Source organism: Nocardia neocaledoniensis (genome assembly GCF_029868625.1).
Taxonomy (GTDB): Bacteria; Actinomycetota; Actinomycetes; order Mycobacteriales; family Mycobacteriaceae; genus Nocardia; species Nocardia neocaledoniensis_A.
Genome location: NZ_JARWOJ010000374.1, coordinates 1 through 11,846 on the forward strand (window position 1 = coordinate 1; position 11,846 = coordinate 11,846).

At 70.9% G+C, this 11,846-nt stretch carries 7 protein-coding genes and 1 pseudogene; 7 read left to right on the forward strand and 1 reads right to left on the reverse strand.

All coding sequences use genetic code 11. The annotated features are described in order from the left end of the window. Window positions 1–246 precede the first annotated feature (246 nt). From QH270_RS29150 to QH270_RS29165, 4 genes are all read left to right on the forward strand, one after another. On the forward strand, window positions 247–903 hold the full coding sequence (locus QH270_RS29150) for a hypothetical protein (RefSeq protein ID WP_280347381.1): 657 nt from the start codon (window positions 247–249) through the stop codon (window positions 901–903). Between the two features lie 459 nt (window positions 904–1,362). After that, window positions 1,363–2,895: a hypothetical protein gene (locus QH270_RS29155; protein ID WP_432420446.1), complete on the forward strand. Its 1,533-nt coding sequence runs from the start codon at window positions 1,363–1,365 to the stop codon at window positions 2,893–2,895. Between the two features lie 925 nt (window positions 2,896–3,820). Beyond that, window positions 3,821–5,038: an AAA family ATPase gene (locus QH270_RS29160; RefSeq protein WP_280347385.1), complete on the forward strand. Its 1,218-nt coding sequence runs from the start codon at window positions 3,821–3,823 to the stop codon at window positions 5,036–5,038. After that, the gene (locus QH270_RS29165; protein ID WP_280347387.1) at window positions 5,035–6,243 is read left to right on the forward strand and encodes a vWA domain-containing protein; all 1,209 of its coding nucleotides are present in this window, start codon (window positions 5,035–5,037) and stop codon (window positions 6,241–6,243) included. The genes QH270_RS29160 and QH270_RS29165 overlap by 4 nt, the downstream gene beginning before the upstream one ends. A 3-nt stretch (window positions 6,244–6,246) precedes the next feature. Here the strand turns inward: QH270_RS29165 and QH270_RS29170 are convergent, their stop codons facing one another. Continuing rightward, window positions 6,247–6,660: a hypothetical protein gene (locus tag QH270_RS29170; RefSeq protein WP_280347389.1), complete on the reverse strand. Its 414-nt coding sequence runs from the start codon at window positions 6,658–6,660 to the stop codon at window positions 6,247–6,249. A 295-nt stretch (window positions 6,661–6,955) separates the two neighbouring features. On the opposite strand from QH270_RS29170, the gene QH270_RS29175 reads away from it, so the two are divergent. From QH270_RS29175 to QH270_RS34730, 3 genes and pseudogenes are all read left to right on the forward strand, one after another. Further along, on the forward strand, window positions 6,956–9,148 hold the full coding sequence (locus QH270_RS29175; protein ID WP_280347391.1) for a bifunctional SulP family inorganic anion transporter/carbonic anhydrase: 2,193 nt from the start codon (window positions 6,956–6,958) through the stop codon (window positions 9,146–9,148). Window positions 9,149–9,387: 239 nt separating this feature from the next. Then, a complete protein-coding gene (locus QH270_RS29180; protein WP_280347393.1) occupies window positions 9,388–11,613 on the forward strand; it encodes a bifunctional SulP family inorganic anion transporter/carbonic anhydrase in 2,226 nt (741 codons plus the stop codon). A gap of 32 nt (window positions 11,614–11,645) precedes the next feature. Continuing rightward, window positions 11,646–11,846 (forward strand): annotated as a pseudogene (locus tag QH270_RS34730) (Acg family FMN-binding oxidoreductase); the annotation flags it as partial.

Sequence of the window (11,846 nt, forward strand, 5' to 3'; positions counted from 1 at the left end):
CCCCATAGCTCAGCGGTAGAGCGGCCGCCTCACACGCGTAAGGTCGCTGGTTCGAAACCCGCGGGGACCACCCTCAATGTGCCGGCCAGCCGCATTAGCTGCTGGCCTGCACTTTTTTGTGCACCATACCCCTGGGGCCGACCGTTGGACGATGAGCGAATGAAGCGGATACCTGTCCCGGAGCTGATCGACGGCGCTGGTGCCGCGCTTCGACGGCGCGCGTCGGTGATCGAGACGGAGTAGTCAGTGGCTGAACGTGATGGCCGCCTGCACCGGGACAAGGCCGATGACGACAGGCTGAGGGTGCGGGCAAAGGAGTTCTTCGAGGTGGACCGTCGGTTTCCCGCCGACGTGTTCAGGTTCGGTGCTTCGAGAACGGTGTTCATGAACTTCGACACCGGTCTGTCGAAGTTCGCCTGGCCGGCGCTCAGCGCCCTGGCGCGGATGCACGGTGACGCCTTCGTCGACCTGGTCACCATCGAGCCGTGTCTCGGAACTGTGCGGTACCCCGCCCAGTGGGACCGTTACCCCTCGCTGTCGTTGAGCGTGGACGCCTCTCCCGAGGACTATGAGGCAGCGACCTGGGAGCTCTGCCCGGACGGCGTCGGTCGGATGATCGGCGATTTCGCCGATGTCGTGGTGATTTCGGGTGCGTCGCGGCGGTGGGGGTGCTGGGGCGAACGTGCGCCGGAGATCATGGCGATCGCCGCACCGGATACTCCCGAACACCAGCTGTGGCGCAGAAACTTCGACTTCGACCTGTGCGATGCCTATGCGGCGCTCGGCATCATGGCGAAGGCATGCAGGAAAATGCGTGTCCCGATGCATTTCGTCGAACCCTTCATCGACAACTACACGTGGACGTCCGGGCTCCGTCCACTCGACCTGCTGGTCGACAGCTGAGGATCACTGCGGAGCGCGCGGGCACGTGATGCGCGTTTGGTGTGACGCCGAGCGGTCGGCTGAGTGCGGCTGAGGCACACCGGGATCGGAGTCGGTGGAATCGCCGCGGTGGACGCGACGCCCGGCGTGCTGCGCTGAAGCGAGGTGGCTCCAGCCGGGGGCGATGGTTGTCGCGTGGCCCGGTGTTGTGCATACTGGGCCCATGACTTCTAGTCGAAAGGGCGTCGAGCGCCCAGGCCGTTGAGCCGCACGCCGGTCCTCGAACCGGCCTCCTCGCTCGATCGAGCGGAATTTCTGACTGCTTCACCGCGCGTCCGCGCGTCCACCACCTGTCGTGACGATTCCCGGCTGCGCCTGTGGTCGCGCGTGCGCGACTTCGCCGTCCCCTGGCCGATGATCGAAACCGCCACTGCCAGAAGGCGCGTCGGCGACTGGGTCGGTGCCTGTGCCGCAGCGGGGGTGGATGTCGACCTCGAGCTTCGTGCGGTGGCGCGGGTGCACGGTCGGGATCTGGCTTCGCGGGTGCGCGACGATCTGCGTCATCTGGCGCCGGATCTGCTGCGCTGGCATCTCCCTCGGGTGGCGCCCGACGGTCTGCTGCGGCCGGGGCTCACGATCACGCTGGCCAGGTACGACGGAAGCTGTTCGGAGCGAACGCAACCCGTCCACCTGGTGGTGCGCACCGCGCCCGCGTGGGCCGATGCCGGACAGCGGATCGCGCTGACCCTGTGGGACGGGACGGCGTCGACCCTGCATCCGCATCCACGCCCGGATCGACGCTATCGGCTCGACCTGCACCCTCACCTGTGGGATGCCCGCCGCGCACACGAGTTGCGAACCCGTTGCGGGGCAGAGCGATTCGATGGCGGCGTGCGTGCCCACGCCGGATCTGGATCCGGTGACGACCGGTGCACGGAACGGGTGACAGCGGGATCCGGCATCGACTGGCGAGCGGAGCCGGCCACAGTCGAATCCGGTGTCGACCTGTGCGGTGGGCTGGTGCTCGCCGAACGCGATGTGGACCGCCGGGGTGAGCTGGCGACAGTCCGATCCGGTGTTGACGGGTTGGGTGAGGGGACAGTCCGGTCCGGGGTCGACCTGTGCGGTGGGACAGTCGGTTCCGGGGTCTACCGGTGCGGCGACCTGGTAGCAGCCGGATTCGAATCAGACCGGTGGGCGGCCTCGGGGGCCTGCGACGGCGCCGTCGATCCGTGGACCGAGCTGGTGGCGGCCGGCTTCGCCGTCGACCGGTGGGCGGCGGAAGCCGATATCCTGCTGCGCGCCGAGGAACGCGCCGGGCCGTTCCTGGTGCGGTTGGGTGGACGACGCCGCTTGGTGCTCGAGATCGACGGCGGGGGAGTGCGGTCGGTGCCCGACCATCCGCGCGCCGAAACCTCCGCGCTCCCTGTCCTTCCCGATGCCGCGACCCGGGTGCTGCCCGATCTGGAACTGCTCCGATCCGGGTCGATCACCGCTGACCGCCTGCACCCGATGGTCGCCGAGGCGCTTGCTCCCGGCTGCGGTCGAGAGGATCGCCCGCGCCGTGACCCGGGGAACCGGCAGCAGACCATCGTCGACTGCCGGGGCGAACGCCATCGGATCGGCCTGGTCGACGGGGTGCTGTCGGCCCTGGACCACGATCCGGCCGAGCTCCGGCGCGAGGAGCTGCTGGTCGCGCTGACCGGCACGCCGCTGCCCTGTCTGCGGGTCATCGATGCGGCGCACCGCCGTCCGTACTGGCTGACCGGCGTGCGGGAGCGGCTCGACCACGGCGACACCGCGGGTGCGCTGGCCCTCGTCGAAGGCCTGCTCGGCACCGACGCGGTCCTGCGCGACGGACCCTTACGCGAAGCGCTCGAGGCGACTGTGCGACAGCGCATCACCTACGGCATGTTCCGAGCCGGCCTGCCCGAGCCCGGCCGCAACGCCCCACCCCAACGGCGCCGGCTCGACAACCGTCGCGCCCGTCCACGCACCGATCCCGCACCCTGACCCACGCATCGCCGCCGCGCCCATGTGACACCTCGACCCCGTGCCAACCCCATCAATCCGCTCATCGACCCGAGACGCGAGCACGGCGCACCGACCCGAGACGCCCACTCCTGGACCGACCGAGGGCCTCCACAGCGGAGTGACCGAGCCGCCTACTCATGGACTGACGGGATTCGCCCTCACACCGGACAGCCGTGGACCGCCCCTACGCCGAGCCGACCTGAACCGCTCCCACGGCGGACCGACCTGAGCCGCCCTACGGCGGACTGACGTGAGCCGTCCTCACGCCGAACTGACCTGAACCTTCGCACGAACCGGCCCGAGCTGCCCTCCAGGGCGGACCGACCTGAACCATCTCCACCTGGACGACCCGGGCGGCCCCATGGCGAACCGACCCGAACCGTCGCACGAACCGACCCGAACCGCCGCACGGCGAACCGGCCCGAGCCGCCCTCCAGGGCGGACCGACCTGAACCATCTCCACGTGGACGACCCGGGCCGCCCCATGGTGGACCGACCTGAGTCGCCCTCACACCGAACCGACCTGAACCGCCGCACGGCGAACCGACCCGAGCCACCCCCACGCGGGACCAGCCCGAGCGACCCCACGGCGGACCGATCTGAACCACCTCCACTCGGACCGGCCCGGACCGCACCCCATGGCGGACCGACCTGACCGACCTGAGTTGCCCTCACACCGAACCGACGTGAGCCGCCTGCGGGCGCACCGCCCCGAGCCACCCGCGGGACCGGCTCCAGCCGTCCCCACGGCGGACCGACCGAACCGCCCCACGCCGGACCGACATCAATTGCCCACGCGGCGCAGCGACTCGACCCTCCAGGCGCGCCGACCCGAGAGCCCTCTGCAGCGCAGCCGGCCCGTACCACCCCATCGAACCTCCCACAACCCCAAGGTGATTCACGTATGAACGCACACGTCCCCAGTCAACTCCACATCGCCGATGAACTGCTCACCCTGCTCGGCGAGGTACGCACCGAACCCCGTCCCGACACCCGGCTCGACGCCCTGACCCTCGCGGTGGCCGCCGACCTGCCGGTGTTGCTGTGGGGCGAGCCGGGCATCGGTAAGACCGCCGCGCTGACCCAACTCGCCGATTCGCTCGATCTGCCGCTGACCACGGTGATCGCGAGTGTTCATGAGCCGTCGGACTTCTCGGGACTGCCGATCATCGGTGACGATCCCGCCGCCAATGGGGTGCCGATGGCGCCGCCGGACTGGGCGGTGCGCCTGGTGCGGGAGGGGCGCGGGCTGCTGTTCCTCGACGAGCTGTCCACCGCGCCGCCCGCGGTCCAGGCCGCGCTGCTGCGGCTGGTGCTGGAACGCCGGGTCGGCGCGCTGCGCCTGCCGCCGGGGGTGCGCATCATCGCCGCCGCCAACCCGCGCTCCTCCGCGGCCGACGGCTGGGAACTGAGCGCCCCCCTGGCGAACCGTTTCGTGCACCTGCACTGGGTCCACGATCACGATGTGGTCGTTCGCGGGCTCGGCGGCACCTGGCCGCGCGCGACGCTGCCCCGGCTCGACAGGGAAAAGCTCGGGGAGGCTGTGGTTTTCGCGCGCCGCGCGGTGTGCGGGCTGCTCGCGGCCCGGCCGAAACTCGTGCACCAGATGCCGACGAGCGAGACGCGAAGGGGCGGGGCGTGGGCGTCGCCGCGCAGCTGGGACATGACCGTGCGGCTCCTCGCGTTCGCCACCGCGGCCGACGCGAGCCGGGACGTGCTCTCGCTGCTGGTCCGTGGCGCGGTCGGCGACGGACCCGGCTTCGAACTGCTCACCAGCATCGACCGGATGGACCTGCCCGATCCCGAGGACGTCCTCGCCGACCCGGCCGCGGCCGACCTGCCCGAGCGCGGGGACCTGCGCCAAGCCGTGCTCGACGGGGTCGTGGCGGCGGTGCGCAAGCGTCCGGAGCGGTGCCGGTGGGACGCGGCCTGGCGGGTGCTCGTCCGGGCCGTCGAGACCGGGCCGCCGGACCTGGTGGTCGTCCCCGCCACGACGCTGGCGACCCTGCGTCGCGACGATTGGGCCGTCCCGGCCGCGATCGAACAGCTCGCCGGGATGGTGGCTGTCTCCCGGTCCGCCGACGACGCCGCGAACCGGGTCGCGGCGGGGGTGGGCCGATGATCGAACTCGACCTCGAACGCCTCTACGCGGCCCGGCTGCACGCGGTCCGGGCCCGGCCGTACCTGGCGAGCGCCCTGTACGCGCTGCACCTCGTCGAATCGACCCGGGTGCCGACGATGGGTGTCGACCGCTACTGGCGCTGCTACGTCTCGCCCGCGTATGTGGCGCGCAAAACGGTGGAGGAACTGGCTTCCGTTCTGGTGCACGAGGTATCGCATCTGCTGCGCGATCACCACGGCCGCAGCGACCGGTATGCCCGCGCGCACGACCTCACCGGCAGGGCCGAACGGCTGCGGATGAACATCGCCGCCGACGCCGAGATCAACGACGACGCGTTCGGCGACGGCCTGGTGCGGCCCGAGGGCCTCGTCACCCCGGCGCTGCTGCGCCTCGACGACGGCAAGCTGATGGAGGACTACCTGCGCGAATTCACCCTGGGCCACCTCACCCAGGACTTCGCCTGGCTCGACTGCGGCAGCGGCGCCGACGGCATGGACCGTGAATGGGACCTCGGACCCGACGGGGCCGACGGCCTCAGCGAACAGGAACGCGAGGCGGTGAGATTCCGGGTGGCACAGGGCATCAGCGGCCGGCGCGGCGAGGCCCCGCAGGGCTGGCGCCGGTGGGCCGAGGACACCCTGCACCCACCGCAGCCGTGGCGTGACCTGCTGGGCGCGGCCATCCGCTCGGCCGCGGCGAGTTCGGGCCGTGGCGCCGATTACACCTACGGCCGCCCGGCCCGGCGCTCGGCCGCACTGTCCGGCGCGATCTTGCCGAGCCTGCGCCGTAACCCGCCGCGGGTGAGCGTGGTCATCGACACCTCGGGCTCGGTCAGCGACACCGAATTGGGCAGTGCCCTGCTGGAAGTGGCCGCGATCTCGCGGGCGGTCGGCGGTCGGCGCGACCTGGTGTCGGTGCTGTCCTGCGACGCCGCGGCGCATGTCGCCTACCCGCTGTGCCGGGCCGAGCAGATCCCCCTGATCGGTGGCGGCGGCACCGATCTGCGGGTCGGCTTCTCCCAGGCCCTGCGCACGCGGCCGGATGTGATCGTGGCGCTGACCGACGGATACACGCCGTGGCCGACCCGGCCGCCCTGCCGCGCCGTGGTCGGATTGTTCCGCCGCGCGGACCGGGGGGACGAGGACGATCCGGATTACGTCCCGCTCACGCCGCCGGCCTGGGCGCGCGTGGTCGACATCGGGTGAGGCCTACGCCCCGGCGACCTGCCGCCGGGCGCGCAGCCGCGGCGCCGCCAGCATGGCCAGGCCGGAGAACAGGAGACCGGCCAGCGGAATCAGCGGCAGATAGGACACCCAGACGATCGGCTCCGGCAGCGACAGCGCGACGCTCGTCGCGAGCACGGCGACCAGGAAGACGATCCCCGACCAGCGATGTGCCAGGCGGACCCGGCCGGCGCCCGTAGCCGGGGTCGCTCGTCCACGGCGGAAGACCGGCACGAGCATGACCAGCCCCGACAGGAACAGCCCGGCGAGCGGGACCAGCGGCAGATAGGAGACCCACTGCGGTCCGCTCAGCGCCAGCACGAGCACGGTGACGACCAGGATCGCGGTGAAGGCGATCGCGGACCAGCGATGCGTCGGTCGAACCCAGGAGGTGTTCATCGAGAGACCCTTTCGTGTATTCCGTCGATGACGATGCTTCCAGCGGGCCGCCGCCCGGCGCTTCTCGATTCCTGACCGTTCCGGCGCGCCCCGATAGCGACGTATTGCATGTGGTGCACGTCACAGTTGGATCGCGATTCGTCCCATTCGGCTCGAGGACTTTCCTAACGCTTGGGTAGTTCTTTACTATTGACGCGACCCTGTGTCCTGGGTCAGATCTCGCAGCTCAGCATCAATTGCCAGTGCATGTTCGACCGATGAACCGGGCGCCCCCACGCGGCCCCGGCGAAGGAGAATGATGACCGACAATGATCCGGGCCCATCGCTGAAATCTGTTCTCCAGCACGATCTTCCAGCATCCGTTGTGGTCTTTCTGGTCGCGTTGCCGTTGTCGCTCGGTGTCGCGCTGGCCTCGGGTGCGCCGGTCGTCGCCGGATTGATCGCCGCGGCCGTCGGGGGAGTGGTGGCCGGTCTCCTCGGGGGTTCGACGATCCAGGTGAGCGGGCCGACCGCCAGTCTCGCCGTCGTCGTGGCCGGTGCCGTGCAGCAGTTCGGCTGGGCCGCCATGTGTTTCATCACCCTCGGAGCGGGACTGCTCCAGATCCTGTTCGGGCTCAGCCGGATCGCGCGCGCCGCGCTGGGCATCGCCCCGGTGGTCGTGCACGCCATGCTGGCGGGCATCGGCGTGATCATCGCCCTGCAGCAGGTGCACGTGCTGCTCGGCGGCGAGACCGTCAGCTCGCCCTGGGCGAGCATCGTCGCGCTGCCGCGCCAGGTGATGTCGGTGCAGAAGGGTGATCTGTTCGTCGGCGTGCTCGTCATCGCCGTGCTGATCGGCTGGCAGTACCTGCCGCGCCGGGTGCGGGTCGTGCCGGGGCCGCTGGTCGCGGTGGTCGCGGCGACGGTGGTCTCGCTGGTCCTGCCGCTGACGGTCGAGCGGGTGCGCCTGGACGGCTCGCTCCTCGACGGCATCGGCCTGCCCGCGCTCCCGCACGGCGGGTGGGTGCCGATCGTGCTCACCATGCTCACCGTCGCGCTCATCGCCAGTGTGGAGACCCTGCTGTCGGCGGTCGCGGTCGACAAGATGCGACCGGGACAGCGCACCGACTTCGATCGGGAGCTACTTGGCCAGGGCGCGGCCAATATGGCCTCGGGCGCGCTGGGTGGGCTGCCGATCGCCGCGGTGATCGTGCGCAGCATCACCAACGCCAACGCCGGGGCGCGCAGCCGGGCCGCGACCGTGCTGCACGGCTGCTGGATCCTGGTGTTCGCGATCGCGCTGGTCGGGCTCGTGCGCCAGATCCCGACCGCCGCGCTGGCCGGGCTGCTGGTACTGATCGGCGTGCAGCTGGTGAAGCTGGCCCACATCCGGCGGGCCCGCCGCACCGGCGACCTCTACGTGTACCTGGTGACCGTGCTCGCCGTGGTATCGCTGAACCTGTTGCAGGGCATGGTGATCGGGCTCATCGCCTCGTTCGCGCTGCTGCTGTGGCGGGTCGTGAAGTTCACCATCGCGGCGGTACCGCGTCCGGACGGCACCTGGCTGGTGCGCATCGACGGCACCTGCACCTTCCTCGCCGCCCCGAAGCTCACCGGCGAACTCGCCAAGGTGCCCGCCGGCGTGGACGTGACGGTGGAGCTGAGTGTGGACTTCCTCGACCACGCGGCCTGTGAATTGCTCTCCGAATGGGCCGACGCGCGCGAATCCGCAGGCGGCGCTGTCGATTTCGTCGAGCTCGGCACCGCGCGGATGGCCCGCGCGCAGGACGGGCCGCCCGAACACGGCCACGCCCGCAAGGCGGTCGACGAGGCGATCCGGCCGTGGCGGCGCAGCGGCGGCGTCGACCCGATCGCGGCGGGCATCGCGGCCTACCACCGCGGTCACGCGCACCTCATGCGCCCGCACCTGGACGGGCTGCGGCACCGCCCCGACGCCGACACCTTCTTCCTGACCTGCGCCGACGCCCGCATCGTCCCCAATGTCATCACCAACAGCGGGCCCGGTGACCTGTTCACGGTGCGCAATGTCGGCAATCTCGTCCCGGTCGGCGGTAGCGACGTCTCGGTGGAGGCGGCGCTGATCTACGCCCTGGACAAGCTCGACGTGCGCTCGGTGGTGGTCTGCGGGCACAGCGGCTGCGGCGCCATGGAGGCGCTGTACGGGAAGGTGCAGGCCGGGCCGGGACTCGACGACTGGCTCGCCCACGCCCAGCCGACGCTGGCGGCGTTCCAGCACGGTCACCCGGTCGCCGAGGCCGCCCGGCTGGCCGGGTTCGGCCCGGTCGACCAGCTGGGCATGGTGAATGTCGCGCGACAGGTGCAGACCCTGGCCGACTATCCGGCGGTGCGCGCGGGCATCGAGGAGCGCGGCGTCGCCGTGTCGGGGCTGTTCTTCGATCTCGCGACCGCGCGGGTGATCGAGGTGACGGTCGACGGGATCGCCGAATTCGGCGCTGCCAGAAGCGGAGTCGCGACGGAACCGGTGTAGGCGCATTGATGTGGGTCACACCACAGCGGGGCCGCCGTTATGGCGGCACCCACTCTTCTTCCGGCACACTGGCTTTGCCAAGTCTTTACCAATACTGTGGTGACACCTCGACCCGGTCCGCCGTCGCACCGGGATTCGCGTGCTTCATCGCTGGAGAAGCTGTTCCGCGGTCACTCGACCGCACATGACACGTAGATCGTCCATCGACCACGGCTGTGCCGCGTCGCCGAAGGAGAACCATGTCAGTAGCGAACGACCTAGCTCCCCCGCTCCACCCGGCGCCACCCGCGCCGCCCTCGTACTGGCGCGACACCGTCCTGCGCCATGATCTGCCCGCCTCGATCGTGGTCTTCCTCGTGGCCCTGCCACTGTCGCTCGGCATCGCCGTCGCGTCCGGCGCGCCGGTCGCCGCGGGCCTGGTCGCCGCCGTGATCGGCGGCATCGTCGTCGGCCTGTGCGGTGGCTCGGTGCTGCAGGTCAGCGGTCCCGCGGCCGGCCTGACCGTCGTCGTCGCCGAATCCATCGCGCAATTCGGCTGGCGCGTCACCTGTTTCATCGTCGTCGGCGCCGGGCTGTTGCAGATTCTGTTCGGCCTGAGCCGGATCGCGCGCGCCGCGCTGGCCGTCGCGCCCGTGGTCGTGCACGCCATGCTCGCCGGGATCGGTCTCACCATCGCGCTGCAGCAGATCCACGTGCTGCTCGGTGGGTCCTCGCACAGCTCGGCCTGGCGCAACATCGTCGAGCTGCCAGGTCAGCTGATGTCGCTGCACGGCGGCGGAGTCCTCGTCGGCGCCGTCGTGATCACGGTGATGCTCGGCTGGAAGTACATGCCGCCGAAGCTGCGCGCCGTGCCGGGACCCCTGGTCGCCGTCGTCCTCGGCACCCTGCTGTCGCTGGTGCTGCCCGGCGGCGTGGAGCGGATCGTGCTGAGCGGCTCGCTGTTCGACGCGCTGCAACTGCCCGAGCTGCCCTCGGGCAACTGGTCGGCCGTCGCCATGATGGTGCTCACCATCGCCCTCATCGCCAGCGTCGAGAGCCTGCTCTCCGCGGTCGCGGTGGACAAGATGCACACCGGCCCGCGGACCGGGTTCGACCGCGAGATGATCGGTCAGGGTTCGGCCAATGTGCTCTCCGGCCTGGTCGGCGGCCTGCCGGTCACCGGTGTCATCGTGCGCAGCGCGACGAATGTGCAGGCGGGCGCGCGCAGCCGGGCCTCGGCGGTCATGCACGGCTGCTGGATCCTGCTGTTCTCGGTGGCCCTGGTCGGGCTGGTCGAGCAGATCCCGATGGCCGCGCTGGCCGGGCTGCTCATCGTCATCGGGATCCAGCTGGTGAAGCTGGCCCACATCCAGCTGGCCCGGCGCACCGGAGACCTGCTGGTGTATGTGGTGACCGTGGGCTCGGTGGTGTTCCTCAACTTGCTCGAGGGTGTGATCATCGGCCTCGCGCTGGCTTTCGGTCTGCTGCTGTGGCGCGTCGTGCGCGTGCAGGTGTCGGCCGAGCCGCTGGCGGGGGACGCCCGCTGGCTGGTCCGGATCGACGGATCGTGCACCTTCCTCGCCCTGCCGAAGCTGTCCGGGGAGCTGGCGAAGGTGCCCGCGGGCGCCGCGGTGACGGTGGAGATGACGGTCGACTTCCTCGACCACGCCGCCTTCGAAGCGATCGAATCCTGGCAACACCAGCAGGAAAGCGGCGGCGGCCGGGTCGATTTCGTGGAGATCGGCAGCGCCAGAATGGCCGACACCCCCGCCGCGCCACCCGCGCGCGGCTTCGGCCGCGAGACCTGGGACCAGCTGCTCGGCCCGTGGCGGCACGAGAAGTCCGGCAGCGACGCGCTCGCCGCGGGCGTGTCGGCCTTCCATCGCAGTCACGCGCACGTGGTCCGGCCGCACCTGGACGGGCTGCGCGACCGGCAGGACCCGGATTCGTTCTTCCTCACCTGCTCGGACTCGCGCATCGTGCCCAACGTGATCACCTCCAGCGGGCCGGGTGACCTGTTCACCGTCCGCAATGTCGGCAATCTGGTGCCCACCTCCGCCGATGATTCCGTCGAGGCCGCGCTGGTGTTCGCGCTGGAGGAACTCGCGGTGCGCTCGGTCGTGGTCTGCGGGCACTCCGCCTGCGGCGCGATGAAGGCCGTGTACACCGGGGCCGACGCGGAGGGCGGGTTGAGCTCGTGGCTGCGCCACGCCGCGCCGAGCCTGGACCGGTTCCGCGCCGATCACCCGGTCGCGCTGGCGGCCCGGGCGGCCGGTTTCGGTGAGGTCGACCAGCTCAGCATGGTCAATGTCGCCGTGCAGCTCGAGACGCTGCACCGGCATCCGGCCGTGCGGCGGGCTGTCGCCGAGCGCGGGGTGGCGGTGTCGGGGTTGTTCTTCGACATCGCGGGCGCGCGGGTCATCGAGGTGACCGCCGACGGTGTGCGCACCATCGACGACCGCGCCGAGGTGCCCGTCACGGCGTGATCGGTGCCGTCGGCGGCTCGTACTCTGGAACGATGACGAGCAAGCCGACCGCCGACCCCACCGCCGGCGCCCGGCCGCGGCGCCGCGCGCGCGGCGGGGCGGGCGGGGAGCTCGCCGTGCTGTTCGTCGCCGGTACCCCCTCCGACGATCCGCTCTCGCGGGTGCGTGGCGGTGAGGCGATCAGCGCCGTGTTGCTGAGCGCCACCAATATCGGGCTGGCCACATGCCTGCTC